This is a genomic window from uncultured Psychroserpens sp. (assembly GCF_947494225.1).
In the GTDB taxonomy this organism is placed as follows: domain Bacteria; phylum Bacteroidota; class Bacteroidia; order Flavobacteriales; family Flavobacteriaceae; genus Psychroserpens.
This window is the reverse complement of the sequence record NZ_CANLUG010000004.1, coordinates 210,491-233,152: the sequence shown is the minus strand read 5'-3', so window position 1 is coordinate 233,152 and position 22,662 is coordinate 210,491. Positions and strand designations below refer to the sequence as shown.

Genomic DNA, 22,662 nt, shown 5'->3' with positions numbered 1-22,662 from the left:
TAAATTGAAATCACAGTTTATTTAAGTTTTTTGTAACAATAAATTGTTGAAAACGTCCTATCTTTATAATCGTTGAAAACTAAACCAATCTCATGCTCGTTTATTTAAGGTTATTCAAAGAAAGTTTTTCGTTTGCAATTAATGCATTGCGCAATAATAAGCTACGTACATTTTTATCCCTTTTAGGTATTACGATAGGGATTTTTTCAATTATAGCTGTACTTGCAGCTGTAGATTCTTTAGATAAGAGTATTAAAGATCAACTTAGTGGTTTAGATAAAAACACAATGTACCTTACCAAATATTCTTTTGGACCTACGGAAGTACCAAGATGGCAAAGAGAGAATTTCCCGCAAACCGAACATGATGATTATCAATTTATAGAGCGAAATGTGCCAGATATTGATGCTATTGCGTATGTGATTTTTGGGAGTTCTGAAAATATAAAATATGAAGGAACAACAGTTACAGGAGTAGATGTTACCCCAATATCTGATGGGATTTATGAAATTGAGAATTTGAAGATATCTGAAGGTCGTTTTTATTCTGAAGCCGAATCTAATTCTGGAGCTAATGTAATGGTTGTTGGTAGTGCTACAGCTGAAAATCTTTTTGGAACTACAAATCCTATTGGAAAAACGGTTCGTGCTTATGGACGAAAGATGACTGTGATTGGTGTATTGAAGAAAGTTGGAACAGGATTGGGAGACTCTCCTGATGAAAAAGCTTATGTGCCTGCTAATTTTGTACGACGATTTAAAAATGGAGGTGCCAGCGGTCTTCCAGGAGCTGTTATTATTAAACCTGTTAAAGGTGTTGATATGGGAGCTTTCGAAGCTGTTTTAAAACAAAAGTATCGCGCATATAGAGGTTTAAAAGCTGATGAGCCAGATAATTTTTTTATTAATAAAATATCTGGATTTACTGCATTTATTGATGGTATCATTGCCACCTTAAATATGATCGGATGGATTATAAGTGGCTTCTCACTCTTAGTTGGAGGTTTTGGTATTGCTAATATTATGTTTGTTAGCGTTCGCGAACGTACAAACCTCATTGGAATTCAAAAGTCGTTGGGTGCCAAAAACAAATTTATAATGTTTCAGTTTTTATTTGAGGCAGTTATCTTATCTGTTTTAGGAGGTTTAATAGGCATTATAATGGTGTGGTTAATTTCTTTAATAGCTACAGCAGCCTTAGATTTTGATTTTGTGCTGTCGTTTTCTAATATATTCTTAGGGTTTTCTCTGTCTACATTTATTGGCTTAATCTCTGGTGTAATACCTGCAATTACAGCTTCAAGATTAGATCCAGTTGAAGCTATTAGAACAGGAATGTAACTTAAACCAATTAATAATATGTCTATGTCTCGCAGTTATTCTCGAAAAGGATTTTGGTGGTATTTTCTTAGAGTGACACTTTTAACAATAGCTTTTTTTATAGCGGTTATGTTATTAAGTGATTTTAACTATGGTATTAACAAAACTGTAGGTTGGGCATGGGATATGTCTAACTATAAATTTTGGATAGGTGTGTTTTTATATCTTGCAGCTGCCGTTGGTTTTCTGTCTTTAATAACTGCATTAGTTATGAAAATAGCTAGGTTTAACGAGCAGGCTTAATTACAAAATTGCTGAAACTTTCTTACAAACAAACTCTAAAAAACGTTCATCCTTTTCAGTAAAAGGGTCTGGTGTATTAGAATCGATATCTATTTGTCCTATGTTTTCGCCATTTACAAAAATAGGAATAACGATTTCAGCTTTAACAGTGATACTACAAGCAATATAATTGTCTTGTGCTGCAACATCTGGTACAACAAAGTTTTCATTTGAAACAGCAACTTGACCACAAATCCCTTTTCCGAAAGGAATAATGATATGATCTGTAGGTTCACCAACATAGGGACCTAACTTTAATTCGTTTTTATCTCCATTTTTAAAATAAAAACCAACCCAGTTATAATAATCTATGTGATTTTCAAGAAGTTCGCATACACTTAATAGTCTTTCGTCAACAGTTTGTGTAGTGTTAGAAAGTATAGTTTCAACTTGAGGTTTTAGGGTTTCAAATGTCATAGGTTTCAAAAATTTTGGTAAAAGTATTTAAAAAGTGCTATTTCTAGATTCATTTTGTATAATTTTAACTCTCAATGAAAGCACTTCTTGTAAAATATAAGTCGGTCGTCAAATTTATACTGACCTTTCTTTCGGTATATTTTGTGCTCACATTAGCCTATAAATATTATTTAGATTTCTCTGATGGTTCGAAATACTATCCAGATTATATGACCAATCTAGTAGCTCAACAAAGTGAATCTCTTCTCAATACGTTTGGCTATGAAACGGTTCTTAAACCACATGAAAATGAGCTTTCAATGAAATTGATAGTAAGAGGAAAATTTGTAGCTAGAGTTGTAGAAGGTTGTAATTCAATAAGTGTGGTCATTATGTTTATTTCGTTTATAATTGCGTTTGCAGGAACGTTTAAGTCAACATTCATTTATATTCTGGCGGGAAGCGCATTAATCTATTCTGTGAATTTATTTCGAATAGCCATCCTCTCTATTGGGTTGTATAATTATCCTTGGCGGGAAGATTTTTTGCATCATGTAATTTTTCCGTTGATTATTTATGGTATGGTCTTTTTGCTTTGGATGTTTTGGGTCAAGCGTTTTTCAAAAATTAAAAAAAAGGAATTAAATGCGTAAACCTCTAACGTACATAGCACTCATAGTACTTTTTGGGTTGTTGGTTCTTATCCGTCTATTTGAAAATGAGCTGTTTTATGATCCTTATTTGTTGTTTTTTAAAAGTGATTATTTACATATGGACTATCCTCGACGAGAAGTTTTAAAATTATCACTCTTTACCACCTTAAGGTTTGTTTTAAATACGGTGATTTCATTAGGAATTATATTTTTATTTTTTAGAGATAAATCTATTGTAAAGTTTTCGGTTCTAGTCTATGGAGTGGCGTATCTCATTTTAATGATTTTCTTTCTTTATTTTGTAATTAACCCTAGACAAGAAGATTATTACTTGTTCTTTAATTTTAGACGGTTCTTAATTCAACCTATACTCTTATTGCTGTTAGTACCTGCATTTTATTACTATAAACTCAAACAATAATTTGTTAATCAATACTTAATCTGTTTAGGTCTTAGTTCTTTTTTTATAACTTTGCGATATGTTAAAGCAAGTTTTGCATAGAATAAGCTCAGTAATAATGGCAATGCTGTTATTGTTTTCTACAGTATCTTTTACGGTGGAAAAGCATTTTTGTGGAGATGTTTTAATAGATGTTGCTGTTTTTAGTGATGTTCATAAATGTGGTTTAGAACTTGACGATTCGCAGCAAACTAATGTTGTTAAGAAATCTTGTTGCAAAGACACGCTTGAAATTGTTGAAGGTCAAGACGAATTAACCGTTAAAACATTTGATGATTTAGATGTTAACCAACAACAGTTCTTAACAGCTTATACTTATAGTTTTAATAGTCTGTTTGAAGTATTGCCAAAACAGATTATACCTCATAATCATTATCGACCTCCTAACTTGATTGTAGATGTACAGATTCTCGATCAGGTATTCTTAATTTGATATAATCACATAGTTTTAAACTTCTTAATGACTAAAATTTTCGTTTAGTCGATTATTCATTATATCAAATACAAAATACGATGACACATACATATATAGTTACAGGTATGACCTGTAACGGATGTAAAACTTCGGTTGAAAAGACTTTAAGAGGCATAGAAAGCGTCACTGATGTTTCTGTGGATTTAGAAACGTCTGAAGTTAACATTGTAATGTCAAAGCACATTGCTTTAGATACTTTAAGCCGAACTTTACCAAAAAAATATTCGATTTCAGAAAAAGAAATCAAAAACGCTTTTCATTCAGTTTCCCAAGAGAGTATTGGAGAGAAGAGCGAGTTAAGACAGTTACTTCCATTATTTTTAATTTTTGGTTACATCATGGTAGCCTCATTTCTTCTAAATAATAAACCATGGGATTTGGAAGGATTTATGTTTGATTTTATGGGGTTATTCTATATCGTTTTCAGTTTTTTTAAACTACTGGATTTAAAAGGTTTTCCTGATAGCTTTAGAATGTACGACCCGTTAGCAAAGGCTGTTCCAGTCTATGCCTGGATCTATCCATTTATTGAAACGGCTTTGGGATTAATTCTTTTAATGCGATTTCAAACTACTGCGGCACTAGTGCTTACTTTAGTTGTTTTAGGAATAACAACCATTGGCGTTACTAAAACCCTATTAGATAAGAAATCAATTCAATGCGCTTGTCTTGGAACAGCTTTAAAACTCCCTATGACAAAAGCAACATTTATTGAAAATAGTATTATGATTGTTATGGCAATCATTATGCTTTTAAAAATCTATAATTAAAATGAAAAAGAAATTAATAATTATACTATTAATACTTCCATTGGTTTCCTTTTCTCAGGAAAAAATAGAAGGTATTATAACTGAAGCATCATCGGGAAATGAAACGTTTCCTTTAGCTGGAGCAAATGTGTTTTGGCTCGATACATCTGTTGGCGCAGTAACCGATATTGAAGGAAAATTTAGTATCCCGTATCAACCAAATTATAAAAAACTTGTAATTAGTTATGTTGGTTTTAAGACAGATACGTTAACCATTACTAAGCCTAGGTATATTGAGCATTTACTAGAAGCTACGAGTGATTTGGATGAAATTACCTTGATAGCACGAAAACAGTCGACCACAAAATCGTATTTGAGTGCACAAAATATAACAACAGTGAGTAGTGATGAACTGCTTAAAGCGGCCTGTTGTAATCTATCTGAAAGTTTCGAAACCAACCCATCTATTGATGTGAACTTCTCTGATGCCGTAACAGGAACAAGACAAATTAAAATGTTAGGATTAACAAGTAAATACATTTTAATTACTACTGAGAATATTCCGTCTATTCGTGGAGCTTCGCAAGCCTTTGGATTAAGTTTTATCCCAGGTACATGGGTTGAAAGTATTCAAATTACCAAAGGAGCGGGAAGTGTTGTTAATGGTTTTGAGAGTATTGCTGGTCAAATTAATGCCGAGCTTCAAAAGCCATCTACAGATGATAAACTTTTTGTTAATCTTTATGGTTCTGTAAACGGTAGATTAGAGTTAAATACCCATATTAATACAAAAGTAGATGATAAGTGGAGTACAGGCTTATATGTACATGGCAATTTAAGAGACAAAAGATTTGATAAAAATAACGACGGTTTTTTGGATGTTCCGTTAAAAAAACAAATCAATGTCATGAACCGTTGGCAATATACTAACCCTGAAAAAGGATTAGTAAGTTTTATTAACTTACGTTACTTAAATGATAATAATCAAGCCGGTCAGCTAGACTTCAATCCAGATACTGATAAATTAACCACGAATGCTTGGGGAAGTGAGATTGATACTGAACGTATTGAAATGTCTGCTAAGTTAGGATATGTTAATCCAGAAGTTCCTTGGCAAAGTTTAGGTGTCCAGTTTGCATTTAGTTCGCATAATCAAGGCTCGTATTTCGGATTGAATAGATATGACATTAATCATAATAGCATCTATTCTAATGTCATCTATAACTCTATTATTAGTGATTCACGCCATAAAATAAAAACCGGACTTGGATTTACTTATGACCATTATGATGAGTTTGCTTTAAATACTAATTTTGAACGTAGTGAGCGTTCGGCAGGTGCTTTTTTTGAATATGCTTATGATGACCTAGATAAGCTAACTTTAACAGTAGGATTACGTTTCGATACGCATAATTTATTGGGTGAATTTATCACACCGCGTTTACATGCACGTTACACACCTTGGGAAAAATCGGCTTTAAGAGCATCAATTGGAAGAGGAAAACGTAGCGCTAATATCTTTGCTGAAAATCAAAACATCTTTGCAACGTCTCGAACCATTGGTATTTTGGATACTGGAGGAAGCATTTATGGGTTAGACCCTGAAATAGCTTGGAATTATGGAATTTCATACCTACAAGGCTTTAATCTCTTTGGAAGAAAAGCCGATGTGACCTTAGATTTCTACAGAACTGATTTTAAAAATCAAGTAGTAATTGATTGGGAAAATCCGCAACAAGTAAATTTCTATAACCTTGAAGGTGATAGTTATGCCAATAGCCTTCAGATTGAATTGAACTATAATATATTTGAGCATGTCGATTTAAGAACTGCTTATAAGTACTATGATGTTAAAACAGATTATTTATCAGGGAAATTATCAAAACCGTTAATTCCTAAGCATCGCTTTTTTGCAAATGCATCTTACGAAACACCTCTAGAGGAAGGTGAATCGGCACGTTGGAAATTTGATGTAACTTATAATTGGCTAAGTGAACAGCGCTTTGCGTCTACAGCATCAAACCCCGAAGCATATAGACTGCCAGAAGAATCACCTACAATAGGAACGCTAAATGCACAAGTAACCAAAGTGTTTTCTCCAAAATTTGAAGTATATTTAGGGGGTGAAAATATCACGAATGTAAGACAGAGTAATCCTATTTTAGGTGCCGACGACCCTTTTGGACCAAATTTTGATACTACTTTTGTATATGGTCCAATTTTTGGAAGTATGTATTACGCAGGATTACGATTTAAAATTAAATAACAATTAAAATGAAAAAAATATTAATGATATGTGCTGTGCTTGTAACAACAGTAACATTTGCACAAAATAAAAACGCAAAGGCTTCTCTTGAAGTAGATGGTGTATGTATGATGTGTAAAGATCGTATTGAAAAGGCAGCTATTAGAACAAAGGGCGTTAAATCTGCCATTTGGAATGTAAAAACTCATGAGCTTAAGTTGATTTTTGATGAACGAAAAACCAACTTAGAAACAATAAGCAAAAAAATTGCTGCTGTTGGACATGATACTAAAGATTTGAAAGCAACAGATGAGGCTTACGCTTCAGTTCATCCTTGTTGTAAATATAGAGATAAAGAAATCGTTGATGATCACGATAATTAAAAAAAAAAGCCCGAATGAAGATTCGGGCTTTGTTTTTTAGTTTAAAATTTTCAAGATACTATCACAGCTTGAAATACCACGTTGTGTCGCTGCTTTCTTTATCATAAAAGAACCACGAATACTTTGCATGATGTTTTTAAGAAGTTTTTCATCAGTAAATGGTGATTTACCTTCGCGTACCAAATCGTAATCTGTATTGTATATGAAATAGCGTCCCAAATAATCTTTATTGATAGCTTCTTGTCGTTGATAAGCCTTTAGAATATCTTTATATATGGCATAATGTTTTAAAATATCAGATTTTAATTTGAAGTCGTTCATTAATTTTAAATCACCAGAGTTAATCAATGTTTGATGCGTATAATCTTTTGGAGAAAAATTGCTGAGGTTAGCAACTTTATAAACGCCTTGCAATACCTCCCTTTTTTGAGCTTGGTTTGTTCCAAGAACGGAAATAAGTCCGCTGGAAATTTTTATTTTTTCATCAATCTCAGTAAGATTCGCTTCTAATTGTAATTTGTCGGTTTCTATGTCTTTTTTAAGATTGTTTATGTATTGCTCTTTTTGAGCATTATTGGCACTGGTCTCTCCCCATTTGTTCATGGCAAAAGCCAGAGAAATGCCTATAATAACAATAAGTATTTCGCCAAAGGCATATGTGAGTTGTTTTTTCATAACAGATTGATTTTCTTAAAACTAAGAAAATTAATCAAAAAAAGAGACTAACAAATCACTTCAAATAGTAACATAATATTGGAACGCTTTTTGTGACAGGATATATGCTATAAAATTCTTACATTTAAACAAACCTTTCAGACCATGATAAAAAAATTACTTTCGCTTTCACTTTTATTTACATCTTCAATAGTTTTTGGGCAGATTGTTTTTCAAGAAACGGTTATAGATACTACAAATACATTTCAATTAGGTGTTAGTTCTCCTACAGGAACTTATTCGCGCGATGCCGTACAATTGGCAGATATGGATGGTGATGGTGATGCCGACTTGATTCCTAAATCGAACCCATTAATGTGGATTGAAAACACCAATGGACAAGGTACATTATCTATACAGCACATTGTAGATGATAATGTCAATGGAGTTAATGCTATTAAAACCGCCGATATTGACTCTGATGGAGATATTGATATTATCATTGCAGAAAATGCTTCACCTATGCATATCATTGCGTGGTATGAAAATACCGATGGTGCTGGAACATTTAGTGCAAAACAGGTTATCACAACTCAAGTTGATAATCCAGCGATGATTTATATTTCTGATATTGATGGTGATACAGATTTAGATATTTTATCCTCATCAAGAGGTGACGGAATTATTGCTTGGTATGAAAACACTGATGGACAAGCTGCTTTTGGGCCGCAACAGATAATTACAACCGCATCTTTTTCGAGTACGACTCAATATATTGAAATTGTAGCGGGAGATCTCGACGACGACGATGATAATGATATCATGTTTGCATCAAAGGGGAGTCCAGACCAAATTGTATATTGGGTTGAGAATACAGATGGTCAAGGTAATTTTGGGAGTCCTCAACAGGCTTTTGATGTATTTGGAGGCATGTATACTGTAAGTTTGGGTGATTTAGATAATGATGGCGATCTTGATGCTTATGGACAAAATGTTTTTGATGGCTTAATTTCTTTCGCTAATGATGGCTCAGGGAATTTTTCATTTATGAATTCCTTTTCTTCAAGTTATGATCTTTTTATTGGGTTTGCGCAATGGTTTGATGTTGATGGTGATGGCGATTTAGATATGTTTGGTTTTGGTAGAAACGACGATTTTGACATCAGTACAAATGAAGCAGGTATGGTTTGGTTTGAAAATACCGATGGTCAAGGTACCTATAGTGACGAGCAATTTATTAGAAATATAAATTTTAGAACGTTTAGTTCAAGATTAGCTGTAGCCGATATGGATGGTGATGATTTGATTGATTTAGTGGTGAATAACGTTGATGGCTATGAACTGAGTTGGAATAAAAATCAATCTGGATCTGCTTTTTTTGAAGATTCTCAGGAAATAATTATTGACCTAAGAGAATTGAGAGATGTGATTTCAGCAGATCTTGATAATGATGGTGACCAAGATATTATTTATGGGTCTTCAGACAGTAAACTCAGTTGGTATGAAAACTTGGATGCATTGGGGAATTTTGGCCCTCAACAGTTGATTTCATCAAGTGCTTTCAGATTTAATTCAGTAGTTGCCAAAGACCTCGATGATGATGACGATATAGATTTAGTGGTTGCTACCCAAGATGGAGATAAATTACTATGGTATGAAAATGACGGTTCAGGACAATTTTCTGTTGGAAGTGTCATATCTGATATTACTGTAAACCCCCAATTTGTAAGTGTTTTCGATGTTGATGGAGATGATGACAACGATGTTGTTTGTTTGGATAATCTAGGAGATCGCGTGGTTTGGTATGAGAATACAGATGGGCTAGGAAATTTTGGCTCAGAACAAGTTATTATTGATACCATAGATAACATAAAACCATTTGATTATGGAGATATTGATGCTGATGGCGATTTTGATTTAGTTATTAATCAGCCTTTTTCTTGGTTAGCCAACGATGGTAGTGGAAATTTTAGTGCACCTCAGGTTATCCCATCATCTAATGAAGACGCTATAAAACTATCTGATATTGATGGCGATGGCGATTTAGATATTTTTACGAGTGATCCTATTGGTTGGTATGAGAACGAGGATGGACAAGGAACGTTTGGCGCGTTTCAGGTGGTTTATGGTGGCGACAATGTCTTTCCTAATGATTTCTTAGAGTTTACCGATATCGACAATGACGGAGATCCTGATGTTGTTATGAGCTTATTTACCGGAGTAAACAGTGATAGAATTATATATTTTAAAAATTACAATGGTGTTTTTGGTAATAACCCTATAACTTTAGGAGATACGAACCAAGGGCTGTCAGATTTTCATATTGCAGACTTAAATGGTGATAATAATAATGATGTTTTATACATAACTGCAGAATCACTCAGTAACTCTGATGCAGGTAAAGTGTCTTGGTTCAAAAATTTAGGTGTTTTGAGTAACCTCATTAGCGGAACAGTAACCTACGATAGTGATGGCGACGGTTGTGATGGGAGTGATGCAGGAATATCAAATGTTTGGATAGGTTCTGGTAGTAGTTTTGCTGCATTTTCAACATTTACAAATGACGACGGTACTTTTGCCATAGATGTGGGTCAAGGTGATTTCACAACATTATTGACTCCTAGTTTACCAAGTTATTTCACAGTGTCTCCACCTATTCACACTACCAATTTTGAAGGAGATAATGAAATAGATAACGCGGCCAATTTCTGTGTAACATCTACTGGGACTGCTAATGATTTAACGATTAGCATTTATCCTATAAGTGAACCACGTCCTGGATTTGATACTTCATATGAAATAGTATATACTAATATAGGAACGACTGTGTTAAGCGGGACAGTAGAAATGGTTTTTGATGTGACTAAGATGCAATATTTAACGGCTTCTCAGGCTCCCAGTTCCCAATCTGGTGATCTGCTTAGTTTTGACTTTTCTAATATCGCTCCTTTCGAAAATCGATCTATAATTGTCGAGTTCAATGTTTTTACGCCACCAACAACTAATATTAATGATGTTATAAATACAGTTGTAAGTGTGAATCCTATTGCTGGTGATAATACTGAAAATGATAACACATACAATTTGTCTCAAACAGTTGTTGGGTCTTATGATCCAAATGACATAACAGTACTTGAGGGTGAGCAAATTTTATTAGAACAAACGGATGATTATCTGCATTATGTTATACGATTCCAAAATACGGGAACCGCAGAAGCAATTAACGTGAGAATTACGAATATTATTGATCCAAAGTTAGAGTGGTTTACGCTTCAGATTGAAAGTATGAGTCATAATGGTCATTTGATAGTAGAAGATGGTATCCAAGCTGTTTTTACTTTTGACAATATATTATTGCCTAGTTCAAGTCAGAATGAAGCCGAATCCAACGGCTATATTGCCTATAAAATTAAACCAAAGCAAGATGCCAGCTTAGGTGATATTTTTTACAATGACGCCTCTATATTTTTTGATTTTAACCCAGCAATAGTGACGAATACCGTGTCAACTGAAGTCGTTGATGCGCTTTCTGTTGATGACATTGAAATACAGGACGTAGATATGTTTCCAAACCCAGCGGTAGATATCGTTAGCATAAGATCTAATGTGCCAGTTAAAACCATAACGGTAACTGATATAAACGGAAGAAATATCAAACATTATAAAAATACAGATGTCTTTTCAGTTCTTGATTTAACAACAGGTATTTATTTTATAAAAATTGATATGGGAAGCAAATCGGTTGTAAAGAAACTTTTAAAGCACTAATAGAAATAGAAAAGCCTTTGATAATTATCAAAGGCTTTTCAAATCAATATATGGTGTGTTTGAGTGAATAACTCACCTGTAACGGCTCATTATTACATCATTCCTGGCATTCCGCCGCCCATTGGAGGCATTCCGCCACCAGCAGGAGCATCTTCTTTAATATCTACCAAAGCACATTCGGTAGTTAAAATCATTCCAGAAACAGATGCCGCATTTTCTAAGGCGATACGAGTTACTTTTTTAGGATCTATAATCCCAGCTTTAAGCATGTCAACGTAAGTTTCAGTTTTAGCATCAAAACCAAAATCTTTCTTGCCTTCCAGTACTTTATTGATAACTACAGAACCTTCTCCACCAGCATTAGAAACGATAGTTCTTAATGGTGATTCTATGGCTCTAGCAACAATTTGAATACCTGTTGTTTCATCTAGATTTTCAGTAGTGATTTTCTCTAAGACTTTGATAGCTCTTACCAATGCAACACCTCCACCAGCAACGATACCTTCTTCAACAGCAGCTCTAGTCGCGTGTAATGCATCATCAACTCTATCTTTTTTCTCTTTCATCTCTACTTCAGACGCAGCTCCAACATAGAGTACAGCAACACCTCCAGCTAACTTAGCCAAACGTTCTTGTAGTTTTTCTTTATCGTAATCGCTAGTCGTTGTTTCTATTTGAGCTTTAATTTGGTTTACTCTTGCTTTGATATCTCCAGATTTCCCTGATCCATTTACAATGGTAGTATTGTCTTTGTCAATCATTACAGATTCAGCAGTACCTAGCATACTTAAATCGGCGTTTTCTAAAGAAAATCCACGTTCTTCAGAAATCACGGTTCCACCAGTTAAGATGGCAATATCTTCGAGCATTGCTTTACGACGATCACCAAAACCAGGCGCTTTAACCGCAGCAATTTTTAATCCGCCACGTAATTTATTCACTACTAATGTAGCTAAGGCTTGACCTTCTACATCTTCTGCAATAATTAATAATGGTCTACCAGATTGCGCTACAGGCTCTAATATAGGAAGAATCTCCTGTAGGTTTGAAATTTTCTTATCGAATAATAAAATGTATGGATTTTCTAAATCGGCAATCATTTTATCAGAATCTGTCACGAAGTAAGGAGAGAGGTAACCTCTATCAAATTGCATTCCTTCAACAACATCTACATAAGTATCTGTTCCTTTTGCTTCTTCAACAGTGATAACACCTTCTTTACCTACTTTGTCAAATGCTTTAGCAATTAAATCACCAATAGTGCTATCGTTATTTGCAGAGATAGAAGCTACTTGCTTTATCATTTCTGAAGAATTCCCAACTTTCTTAGATTGCTTATCAAGATCTTTTACTATAGCTTCAACAGCTTTGTCTATACCGCGTTTTAAATCCATTGGATTTGCACCTGCAGCAACGTTTTTTAAACCTTCTTTTACAATAGCTTGAGCCAAAACAGTAGCTGTTGTTGTTCCATCACCTGCCAAATCGTTGGTTTTAGATGCTACTTCTTTTACCATTTGAGCTCCCATATTTTCAAGCTCGTTTTCTAGTTCAATTTCTTTAGCAACAGAAACACCATCCTTGGTTACTTGAGGTGCTCCAAAAGATCTACTAATAATAACATTACGACCTTTAGGGCCTAAGGTTACTTTTACTGCATTAGCTAATGCGTCTACGCCACGTTTTAATCCGTCACGTGCTTCAATATCAAATTTTATGTCTTTTGCCATTTTATTTTTGTGTTTTTAAGTCTTAATTAAACAATTGCTAGTATGTCACTTTCGCGCATGATGATATAATCTTTACCTTCTAACTTTAATTCTGTTCCAGCATATTTTCCGTAGAGAACAGTATCGCCAGAAGCTACAGTCATAGGCTCATCTTTTGTGCCTTTACCAACAGCCACAACTTTTCCTTTTTGTGGTTTTTCTTTTGCATTATCTGGAATGATAATTCCTGAAGCTGTTTTAGTTTCAGCTTGCATAGGTTCTATAAGAACTCTATCTGCCAATGGTTTAATGTTTAAGCTCATTGTTATGTAAGTTTTTTAATTATTAATTTATGATTAACGCTAAAGCGTTATGCTAAAAATGTGCCAATGCAAGTTTCCTGACAAAGTTGCAGAAATAAAAAATGCCAACTGAGAAGTTGGCATTGATATATGGTTTGTCTAATGATTAGCCTCCAATAGAATCTAAAGGATTTGCGATATCATCAGCAGACGTGTCTGGAGTAGTTGCTGGCGTTGTTGTTTGCGTTCCATCGGTATTTACTTTAGAGTCTTGAGGACCTCCTGCACCAGGAATGGCAAAATTAGAGGTTAAAATAAGCGCTAATAATAAAGTGGCTAAAGCCCAAGTACTCTTGTCTAAAAAGTCGGTTGTTTTTTTAACACCGCCTAATTGTTGAGTACCACCTCCACCAAAAGATGATGATAATCCTCCTCCTTTAGGGTTTTGTACCATTACTACTACTACGAGTAAAAATGACACGATAACGATTAGGATTAAAAATATAGTAAACGTATTCATTAGTTCTATGTATTATTTTCTTGTAATTCTTTTACTGCTTTAATTTGGTCTGCAAAGAAACCACTTTTTTCTGGATATTTCAAACTTAAAATTTTATAAGATTGAATCGCCTTTTCATAATTGTGTTGTTCGAGGTATATTCTGGCTAAAGTCTCTGTCATTAGACCATCGTGAGTCACTTTGTCGCTGGTGTCTATATTCACTTTTGGAGCCTCTTTAGAAGGGATGATTTTAGGCTTACTTTCTAAAAATTTATCGATGAGTTCAAATTTTTTGCTTATTGAAGTGTCTTTAGTTGCTTCAACCTCTGATTCTTTATCTTCTGGAACGGCATCAGTTTCATTGCGTTCAATAGGTTTGAAACTTGTAATTTTTAGCCATTCTGCAAATGAATGTGTTTCGGTTTTATCAAAATCTAAAGGCTTACCAATTTGCAATTTTTCTTCAGGCGTTTCTTCAATGTGTTTGGCATCTATATCTAGAATGACACGTTCTGGAGTATTATCTTGAAGTGATAAGAAATGAGCAACCTCTTCTGGTTTTACTTTTTGTTCGAACAGGTTAGGGTCTAGCACACCTTCAGTGTTTTTGATATGCTCTTTTAAGGCGTCGTCAATAGTAACACTTTTATCTACTGAAATATCATCAATTTCATTAACCGTAATTCCTTTAAGATGCTCAGAATTTTGCTTGATAATTTGAGATATTTCATTTTGATTAAATGCCTGAGAGGTGATATAATCAAATAAAATACTTCGGTCTGTTGTATATGCAGCTGTAGTTTTTAATTCTTGATTGTACTTATAACTCTCTTTGTTTTTTAAACCTTTAAGATATAATGCTCGTGCGGCTTGAAAATAAGGGTGTGCATTGCTAAGTGTTAATAATGCATCGGTTTGCTCATTAGTAATGTGCTGCGGATTTTGAAGTATGTATGTAAAATCTTTAGTATTCATTTACCATTTGGCTAAGGTTGCATTAAAAATGTCTTGGGTTAAGCGTTCAAATATTTCTTCGTGAGCCGTTTCTCTTAAAGCGCCTTGTAGCAAAGAGCTTCCATCATAGTCATAAAAAAAGGAAAAACGTTGTTCAAACTCTTCGTCGGGCTCATCTTTATCATAAAATCGTACTTGCACGGCTACAGTTAATCTGTTTTGAGCGGCAGTACTGTTGGCTTGAGCAGTTGTTGGAGAAATACGGTATTCTACAATTTCCCCCTCATAAACCAAATCACCATTTGTAGTGGTGAGATTTAAATTGGTTTGATTGGCGATTAAATCTTGCAATGCCAAAGTAAAGTCTCGGTCAAAACCTGGTTCAATTTGGCTAGCATTATTTACAAAGTAATTAACCTGAAACGTTTCGGCATTTAGCTTTTGTACTCCTGTAAATGAGTAAGGGCCGCAACTAAAAAGTAATACAGATATTAATGTTATTATGTATTTATATGTTTTCATTTAAAAGTTACTTGCTAATGATTCATTAAAAATATCTTGAGTTATTCGGTCAAAAATTGTCTCTAAAGCCGCTTCTTTTTGTGAGCCAATTAATTGAATCGATCCATCATAATCGAAAAAAAACGAAAAGGATTTTTCAAAATTTTTGCTTTCATCTAAGTTATTAAAAAAACGAACATTGACTGTCATTTTTAATCTGTTTTGAGAAGCTCTGCTCTTTGCATTAGCTGATGTTGGAAAAATTCGATATTCAGTAATTTCACCTTCATAAGTCAAATCTCCTTTTTTACTTACTAAATTTAATTGTGTTTGGTTGGTAATTAGCTCTTGTAAAGCGTTCGTAAAATCATTATCGATACCAGGCTCAATTAACTTGGCATAATTATCAAAAAAATTAATTTGAACGGTTTTGGCATCTCCAATATCAATATTAGTAAATGAGTATTTCCCGCAGCTAAGAACAACAAATGTAAAACAAAAGATGGTGAAATACTTTACCGTTTTCATCTACTAATACGTGTTAGGACGTTTCATTGTAATAAATGCATAGATGTAACCAGCATTATCGGCAACATCAAAATCAACATTAATGAGTCTGTAGCCTTGATAGTGCTTTTCGTTAACAAGATCTTCGGCTTCTTTTCTAATCGCTTCAGAGCTATTTCTAGCAAACGATTTTCGAATCATAAATATTTCTATGGCTTTCATTGAAGTATGTCTATTTATTTAATATCAAATGTAATCATCTCTAATTTAAAAAGAACATCTATGCTACAACTTTAGTGTATATGATGTCATAAATTTATCCTAAAGATCATACTGTTTAATTTTCCTGTAGAGGGTACGCTCACTAATGCCCAATTCCGCAGCGGCTAACTTACGCTTGCCTTGATGACGTTCGAGTGATTTTTTAATAAGTTCCAACTCTTTGTCTTGTAAAGATAGCGTTTCTTCTTCTTCAATTTCTTCAGCAAAATGGTACTTGTCCTGATTTTTATCATCAGGATCATAATGATCATCGGTTTGCTCAGGAATAGCTAGAATCTCCAGGTCTTCAGTATGCGTTTCTTTTTGAGGCTCACCATATATTTTTTGAATTAAACCTTCATTGTCTTTTTGAACCTCAGAAGCATTGCCATTTTTCATGAGCTCCATAGTGAGCTTCTTCAAATCATTTAAATCACTTTTCATATCGAAAAGCACTTTATAAAGAATTTCACGTTCATTGCTAAAATCACTTTCGGATTTAGAGGTGTTAATAACAGCTGGAAGATTATTGCTTCCACTAGGTAAATACCCTTGCAGCGTGGCAAAGCTAATGGTTCGATTTTGTTCTAATACTGAAATTTGTTCGGCTACATTTCGTAACTGACGAATATTTCCGTTCCATCTATGCTTTTGAAGGGCAATAACGGCATCATCAGTTAATTTGATCGTAGGCATTTTATATTTTAGAGCAAAATCACTCGCAAATTTTCTAAACAATAAATGAATGTCTTCTTTGCGTTCTCGAAGTGGCGGAATATTAATATCTACAGTGCTTAATCTGTAATATAGATCTTCACGAAACTTCTCTTTTTTTATGGCTTCAAACATATTCACGTTTGTGGCGGCAACAATTCTAACATTTGTTTTTTGAACCTTACTCGATCCCACTTTAATAAATTCACCATTTTCCAAAACACGCAATAAACGTACCTGCGTAGTCAATGGTAATTCTCCAACTTCATCTAAAAAAATAGTACCACCATCGGCAACTTCAAAATAACCAGAACGTGTTGAGGTGGCTCCTGTAAAAGCTCCTTTTTCATGACCAAACAGTTCACTGTCAATCGTGCCTTCAGGAATCGCACCACAGTTTACGGCAATATATTTACCATGCTTTCGATGCGATAATTGATGTATGATTTTAGGAATACTTTCTTTACCAACACCACTTTCTCCAGTAACCAATACTGAAATATCTGTTGGTGCAACCTGTATCGCTTTTTCGATAGCTCGGTTGAGTTTTGGGTCGTTTCCTATTATACCGAAACGTTGTTTTATAGCTTGAATGGATTCCATTAATTTGTTTTATTGTTCGTAATAGGTGTAGGTAACAGATTTCATTAAACCATCATTTTGTTCATTGGTATCGGTATCTATAATTGTTGTTGTCACACTTGAACTTATAGGATGGTCAAATTCGTCATACATATAGGTGTAATTTGTTATTCTTTGTTCAGCTACATTTTCATAAGTACGTGTTCTATTCGTTATGTTATGAGTAGCATAATTATTTGCGTTTCTATATACTGAATATGATAATGGCTGTAAAACTTCTGGATTCATCACAACTAATGGATTGATATCAAATAGTAATCTAAACGGGTTTATCTTGTTATCATAGTTTATAGTTTCGACATAGTCAATTTCCAATTGATTTGTGTCATCATCGTATAGATATTTAGTAATTTCAGAAACATTTTCGTTTTGATCATAGCTATATTCAAAACGGTATTCAGGATTTGAATTTTCGTCAACATATGGATGTGTACGCTCATAGCTCATTAGTTGCTCGTAATTATTGTTAGAGAAATTATATGTTAGTTTTACACTTGTTATAGGTCCTATGTCAGTAATATGCACTTCAATACTATTGTCGATATAGCTAAATTCGAAAGACAAAGCGCCAGGTCCAGAGGCAATCTCAATTATAGATTCGAGACTGTTATTTACATAATTGAAATTGTATTCTTGAGGTTCAAACACATGGTTTTTGAGATACTGATCTATTGCTCCATTGGTATTATAAGTCATTAATTCAAGATCTGTCTGTGTGTCGTTTAGTAAAACAACTGTTACATCTGTTGATGTTGGCCTTCCGGTTGTGTCAAAAAAATTATTGTACTGTCTTTGTTGCTGATTGAGCTCTGTAGTTTCCAGTTCACTTAAAATCAACTGTACAGAATCATTTTGTGGTTGAGCATCATCTGAGTTGCCACAGGATAACACAGTTAAAAGGCAAAATAAAAATAAGATAGTGTTTTTCATGATAAAATATTTTTTAATTAGAGAAGCCAATGGCTTCACCAATAAGTGTCGCACTGGTACAATCTGTTACCTGCACTTTTACTAAATCACCTACATTATAGTGCTCTTTTGGAAACACCGCAACAATGTTCTGAGAGGTTCTTCCAGACCATTGTTGATTTGATTTTTTTGATTCCCGTTCTACTAATACTTCAACAACCGTATTTAAATATTCTTTAGTTCTAATTTCACTATGCTCTCTTTGGCGTTGCACAATTTCTGCTAATCGACGCTTTTTTGTTTCCTCTGGAATATCATCTTCCATTTTACGTTCGGCCATGGTTCCTGGTCGTTCAGAATAGGTGAACATATAACCAAAATTATACTTTACGTAGTCCATTAGGCTTAACGTATCTTGATGGTCTTGTTCTGTTTCCGTAGGAAAACCAGCAATTAAATCTTGACTTATAGCACAATTAGGAAGGATGCGTCTAATATTATCGATGAGTTCGAAATATTCTTCACGCGTATGTAAACGATTCATTTCTTTAAGAATACGATTACTTCCACTTTGAACAGGTAAATGGATATGCTTACAGATATTATCGAACTTTGCCATGGTTTCAATAACATCTAGTGTTAAATCTTGGGGATTAGAGGTAGAGAAACGAATACGCATTTTAGGTTGCGCTTTAGCACATAATTCTAAGAGTTGAGCAAAATTTACGGCAGTAGCCTTTTGCATATCGCTGGCCTTTACAAAGTCTTTTTTAAGTCCGCCACCATACCATAAATAACTATCTACATTTTGTCCAAGAAGTGTCATTTCTTTGTAGCCTTTGCTCCATAAATCATTCACCTCTTCAATGATACTTTGAGGGTCGCGACTACGCTCACGACCACGTGTAAAAGGAACTACACAAAAGGTGCACATATTATCGCAACCTCTTGTAATAGATACAAATGCTGTTACACCATTGGTATTGAGTCTTACAGGAGCAATGTCTCCATAGGTTTCTTCTTTGGAAAGAATCACATTAATTGCATCTCTACCTTCATCAACTTCGGCTAAGAGGTTTGGCAAATCTTTATATGCATCTGGACCTACAACGAGATCGACAATTTTTTCTTCTTCTAAGAACTTTGTTTTGAGGCGTTCTGCCATACAACCTAGAACACCAACTTTCATTTTGGGATTAATACGCTTTACAGCGTTGTATTTTTCAAGACGTTTTCTAACGGTTTGCTCTGCCTTGTCTCTAATAGAGCAAGTGTTTACTAAAACAAGGTCGGCATCCTCTAAACTTTGAGTGGTATTAAACCCTTGTTCAGAAAGGATAGATGCAACGATTTCACTATCGCTAAAGTTCATAGCACAACCATAACTTTCAATAAAAAGTTTGCGTGTATTGCCATCTTTTTGTTCTAAAATTAGATGTTCGCCTTGTTTGCTTTCGTCTATTGTTTTCTCCATAAATCTTTGAAAGTATTGTACAGTCAATAAGCATGCAAAGATAGTATAATTTTAAGTAATATGACAAAGTGTCATAGTTCAATTTGATTTGTAGATGTGTTTTATTTCACGTAATTTGAAATTTAATTTTAATCAACTACATATGCGTTTAGCAGAAATCCAACAAAAAATACAACGAGCACAAACGCTTGATTTTGGGCAAATTCTTAATGAGAGTATCGAACTATTTAAAAAAGTGTGGCTTCAAGGCTTTCTTATGCTGCTCATTATGATAGGAATAATGATTCCGTTTATGTTTATTGTCTATATACCTCTGTTTGTATTTGGAATTGCAGATGCAACAAGCCCAGGAGCTTATGATGGGTTGGCGCCAATTGCTATGTTGTTCGTGTTTGTAGCTTATTTACTTTTTACGTTTATAATGATTATTATTTCTTTCGGACTTAAAGCAGGTCTCTATAGGATTATGCGTCAAAAAGATCAGGATATCATTGGGAATGATGATTATTTTTATTTTTTAAGAAGACCATATCTCGGGAAAACTATAAATCTCTCTTTGGCTTATTTCGGTATTAGCTTACTTGCTACACTTTTATGTTTTTTTCCAATCATATATGTCATGGTACCTTTAAATTTATTGATTGTTATCTATGCGTTTAATCCAGATTTGTCAAACTCAGATCTTATCAGGTTGAGTTTTGATTTAGGAAATAGAAAGTGGTTAATTGCATTTGGATTGACCTTTGTGGCAGGTTTCTTAGCGCAAATAGTTGGAATGATGATGTGTATGATAGGTGTGTTTTTCACGGCGTCATTTGCTGCAATTCCGTTGTACTTTATATATAAAAAAGTTGTCGGTTTTGATGCAGACGATGAAGGTAGTTTAAAAAGAATTGGTGAAAATATAGAGTTTTGACGCAACCTTTTTAAAGTATTTGCATCTAAAAAGAAACATCTTTTTATGAGACTACCAAAATTCCTAATGCTGTGCATTTGCGTTACGTTACTTTTAATGAATACCACGTGTGATGAAGACGATTTTATCCCTGAACCTTGTGATCAAGTTGCGGTAATTGACAACGGTTTTTTTCAAACGGCAGAATCAAATTTATATACATTAAATGGTGTTGATTTAAACGGAGATTGTTTATTAATTTCTTTATCGGCAAGTGGGTGTGATGGTAATTCTTGGAGCATGGTTTTAGTTGATTCTGGAGAGGTTTCAGAATCGTTACCAGAACAGCGCTCATTAAAATTTATATTCTCTAATACTGAAACTTGTTTAGCTGTTTTTAGTCAAGAACGTTCTTTTGACCTTAGACCATTACAAGTTGAAGGAAGTAATGAAGTGATTTTAAATATTGAAGATTTTCCAGAGCCAATAACCTACCAGTATTAATAACTAACAAAATAATTATCAGATGAAAAAGATAGCTCTTATACTAGCCGTTATTTTGTGCTGGTCATGTCATGACGACGACACACAATATGATGTTATAACGATTGCGATTCCGCAGACGATAAGCAAAATGGAATTAAGATCTTCGGTGGTTGTTGAAGCACCAAAACCCATTTTAGACGTTGGAAAAATTTATGCTTATCAAGATTATATTTTTATAAATGAAAAGTTTAAAGGCGTTCATGTTATTGATAATAGCAATCCGCTATCTCCTCAGATGTTGGCCTTTATTAATATTCCTGGAAATGAAGATATTTCAATTAAGAATGACCATCTATATGCCGATAGTGCTGTAGATTTAGTTGTCTTTAATATTTCCAATTTAAACTCAATTGTTGAAATTGAACGCTTGGAAGATGTTTTTAATGCTTACGATTATCAAATCCCGAACGATGTTGAATATGCCGATTATAGTAACTTTAATTCGGAAACTGAAATCATCGTTGGCTGGGATTTAATTCAAGAACGAAGAGAGCGCGTAAATGATGAAGCTATTATTACGTTTGATGGTGCAGAAACATTTAGCGATGTAGGCACTGGTGGTTCATTGGCACGATTTCAAATTGTTAATGATTACCTTTATACTGTAGAGCGTTTCACAATGAATGTGTTTAATATTACTAGTCTTACTCAGCCTAATTTGGTGCATTCTTATTACGCTGGTTGGAATATAGAAACAATGTTTCATGCTGATGGCTATTTATATTTAGGAGGAACAAATGGTATGTTTATCCATAGTATTGAAAATCCAGCGCTACCCGAATATATTTCTGAATTTACACATTGGATAGGGTGTGATCCTGTTGTTGTTGATGGTGATTATGCCTACTTAACTTTAAGAGGAGGTAATGATTGTGGTCAGGAAGAGAGTGTATTAGAGGTTATTGATGTGAGTGATAAATATAATCCAACCCTTGTTGGTCAATATCTTTTGGACAACCCTTATGGTTTAGGATTTAAAGACACTAACTTATTTGTGTGTGATGGGACATCTGGTTTAAAGGTATTCGATAAAATAGATCCTTTAAATTTACAAATGGTTAATTTATTTAATAACGTGCAAGCTACAGATGTGATTCCATTGGAGGACAGATTACTTATGATTTCTGAAAATGCACTATATCAATATGAGTATAGTTCTGAAGATTCTATTGAGCTAATTAGTACATTCATTTTGAATTAAAAAAAGATAGAATAAACATAAACAAGCCCGAAATTATCGGGCTTTTTTTGTAGAAATTCAATAGATGAAAATCACTTTTTTTGGATAAAATGCAATCGAAAT

General features: G+C 34.0%; 24 protein-coding genes. 12 read left to right on the top strand and 12 right to left on the bottom strand.

Annotation, left to right across the window (positions count from 1 at the left end; genetic code table 11):
- The first annotated feature begins 92 nt into the window (after nt 1-92).
- Nucleotides 93-1,340, top strand: coding sequence for an ABC transporter permease (locus Q0893_RS11450; protein ID WP_298902401.1), 1,248 nt, complete (start codon nt 93-95; stop codon nt 1,338-1,340).
- Between the two features lie 18 nt (nt 1,341-1,358).
- Nucleotides 1,359-1,622, top strand: a complete 264-nt coding sequence (locus Q0893_RS11445; protein ID WP_298902402.1) for a hypothetical protein — start codon at nt 1,359-1,361, stop codon at nt 1,620-1,622.
- Here Q0893_RS11445 and Q0893_RS11440 read toward each other — a convergent pair whose 3' ends face one another.
- Entirely contained in the window at nt 1,623-2,078 is a 456-nt protein-coding gene (locus tag Q0893_RS11440; RefSeq protein WP_298902404.1) for a GAF domain-containing protein, read from the bottom strand. It abuts the gene before it with no gap.
- Nucleotides 2,079-2,152: 74 nt separating this feature from the next.
- Here Q0893_RS11440 and xrtF point away from each other — a divergent pair, with 74 nt between their 5' ends.
- The 6 genes from xrtF to Q0893_RS11410 all read left to right on the top strand — a co-directional run bounded on the left by xrtF (nt 2,153) and on the right by Q0893_RS11410 (nt 7,022).
- Nucleotides 2,153-2,710: an exosortase family protein XrtF gene (gene xrtF / locus Q0893_RS11435; protein ID WP_298902406.1), complete on the top strand. Its 558-nt coding sequence runs from the start codon at nt 2,153-2,155 to the stop codon at nt 2,708-2,710.
- A complete protein-coding gene (locus Q0893_RS11430) occupies nt 2,703-3,131 on the top strand; it encodes an exosortase F system-associated protein (RefSeq protein ID WP_298902407.1) in 429 nt (142 codons plus the stop codon). Before xrtF ends, Q0893_RS11430 begins: the two co-directional genes overlap by 8 nt.
- A gap of 58 nt (nt 3,132-3,189) precedes the next feature.
- On the top strand, nt 3,190-3,603 hold the full coding sequence (locus tag Q0893_RS11425) for a hypothetical protein (RefSeq protein ID WP_298902409.1): 414 nt from the start codon (nt 3,190-3,192) through the stop codon (nt 3,601-3,603).
- 80 nt (nt 3,604-3,683) lie between these two features.
- A complete protein-coding gene (locus tag Q0893_RS11420; protein ID WP_299275663.1) occupies nt 3,684-4,415 on the top strand; it encodes a MauE/DoxX family redox-associated membrane protein in 732 nt (243 codons plus the stop codon).
- A 1-nt stretch (nt 4,416) separates the two neighbouring features.
- On the top strand, nt 4,417-6,660 hold the full coding sequence (locus tag Q0893_RS11415; RefSeq protein WP_299275660.1) for a TonB-dependent receptor: 2,244 nt from the start codon (nt 4,417-4,419) through the stop codon (nt 6,658-6,660).
- 8 nt (nt 6,661-6,668) lie between these two features.
- Nucleotides 6,669-7,022 (top strand): heavy-metal-associated domain-containing protein, encoded by a 354-nt coding sequence (locus Q0893_RS11410; RefSeq protein WP_298902412.1) that lies wholly within the window; start codon nt 6,669-6,671, stop codon nt 7,020-7,022.
- A 36-nt stretch (nt 7,023-7,058) separates the two neighbouring features.
- Here the strand turns inward: Q0893_RS11410 and Q0893_RS11405 are convergent, their stop codons facing one another.
- Nucleotides 7,059-7,697, bottom strand: a complete 639-nt coding sequence (locus Q0893_RS11405) for a DUF6090 family protein (RefSeq protein WP_298902413.1) — start codon at nt 7,695-7,697, stop codon at nt 7,059-7,061.
- Nucleotides 7,698-7,841: 144 nt separating this feature from the next.
- On the opposite strand from Q0893_RS11405, the gene Q0893_RS11400 reads away from it, so the two are divergent.
- On the top strand, nt 7,842-11,444 hold the full coding sequence (locus Q0893_RS11400) for a T9SS type A sorting domain-containing protein (RefSeq protein WP_299275654.1): 3,603 nt from the start codon (nt 7,842-7,844) through the stop codon (nt 11,442-11,444).
- A gap of 92 nt (nt 11,445-11,536) precedes the next feature.
- On the opposite strand, the gene groL is transcribed toward Q0893_RS11400, so the two are convergent.
- The 10 genes from groL to miaB all read right to left on the bottom strand — a co-directional run bounded on the left by groL (nt 11,537) and on the right by miaB (nt 19,918).
- Nucleotides 11,537-13,174 (bottom strand): chaperonin GroEL, encoded by a 1,638-nt coding sequence (groL, locus tag Q0893_RS11395; protein WP_299275651.1) that lies wholly within the window; start codon nt 13,172-13,174, stop codon nt 11,537-11,539.
- A 26-nt stretch (nt 13,175-13,200) separates the two neighbouring features.
- On the bottom strand, nt 13,201-13,476 hold the full coding sequence (gene groES / locus Q0893_RS11390; protein ID WP_298902416.1) for a co-chaperone GroES: 276 nt from the start codon (nt 13,474-13,476) through the stop codon (nt 13,201-13,203).
- Between the two features lie 145 nt (nt 13,477-13,621).
- Nucleotides 13,622-13,975 (bottom strand): preprotein translocase subunit SecG, encoded by a 354-nt coding sequence (gene secG, locus Q0893_RS11385; RefSeq protein WP_299275647.1) that lies wholly within the window; start codon nt 13,973-13,975, stop codon nt 13,622-13,624.
- Nucleotides 13,976-13,980: 5 nt separating this feature from the next.
- Entirely contained in the window at nt 13,981-14,931 is a 951-nt protein-coding gene (locus Q0893_RS11380) for a hypothetical protein (protein WP_299275643.1), read from the bottom strand.
- A complete protein-coding gene (locus tag Q0893_RS11375) occupies nt 14,932-15,432 on the bottom strand; it encodes an LptE family protein (RefSeq protein ID WP_299275640.1) in 501 nt (166 codons plus the stop codon). It lies immediately after the preceding gene.
- A complete protein-coding gene (locus tag Q0893_RS11370) occupies nt 15,433-15,939 on the bottom strand; it encodes an LptE family protein (protein WP_299275637.1) in 507 nt (168 codons plus the stop codon).
- A 3-nt stretch (nt 15,940-15,942) separates the two neighbouring features.
- On the bottom strand, nt 15,943-16,140 hold the full coding sequence (locus Q0893_RS11365; RefSeq protein ID WP_298902422.1) for a hypothetical protein: 198 nt from the start codon (nt 16,138-16,140) through the stop codon (nt 15,943-15,945).
- A gap of 99 nt (nt 16,141-16,239) precedes the next feature.
- On the bottom strand, nt 16,240-17,496 hold the full coding sequence (locus Q0893_RS11360; protein WP_298902424.1) for a sigma-54-dependent Fis family transcriptional regulator: 1,257 nt from the start codon (nt 17,494-17,496) through the stop codon (nt 16,240-16,242).
- A 9-nt stretch (nt 17,497-17,505) separates the two neighbouring features.
- Nucleotides 17,506-18,465, bottom strand: a complete 960-nt coding sequence (locus Q0893_RS11355) for a hypothetical protein (protein ID WP_299275632.1) — start codon at nt 18,463-18,465, stop codon at nt 17,506-17,508.
- A 13-nt stretch (nt 18,466-18,478) separates the two neighbouring features.
- A complete protein-coding gene (miaB, locus tag Q0893_RS11350) occupies nt 18,479-19,918 on the bottom strand; it encodes a tRNA (N6-isopentenyl adenosine(37)-C2)-methylthiotransferase MiaB (protein WP_299275629.1) in 1,440 nt (479 codons plus the stop codon).
- Nucleotides 19,919-20,060: 142 nt separating this feature from the next.
- On the opposite strand from miaB, the gene Q0893_RS11345 reads away from it, so the two are divergent.
- From Q0893_RS11345 to Q0893_RS11335, 3 genes are all read left to right on the top strand, one after another.
- Nucleotides 20,061-20,834 carry a hypothetical protein gene (locus tag Q0893_RS11345; RefSeq protein WP_299275626.1) on the top strand — a complete coding sequence of 258 codons (774 nt, stop codon included), beginning with the start codon at nt 20,061-20,063 and terminating at the stop codon, nt 20,832-20,834.
- A gap of 96 nt (nt 20,835-20,930) precedes the next feature.
- Nucleotides 20,931-21,317: a hypothetical protein gene (locus Q0893_RS11340; protein WP_298902429.1), complete on the top strand. Its 387-nt coding sequence runs from the start codon at nt 20,931-20,933 to the stop codon at nt 21,315-21,317.
- Between the two features lie 22 nt (nt 21,318-21,339).
- On the top strand, nt 21,340-22,560 hold the full coding sequence (locus tag Q0893_RS11335) for a hypothetical protein (RefSeq protein WP_298902431.1): 1,221 nt from the start codon (nt 21,340-21,342) through the stop codon (nt 22,558-22,560).
- The last annotated feature ends 102 nt before the right edge of the window (nt 22,561-22,662 follow it).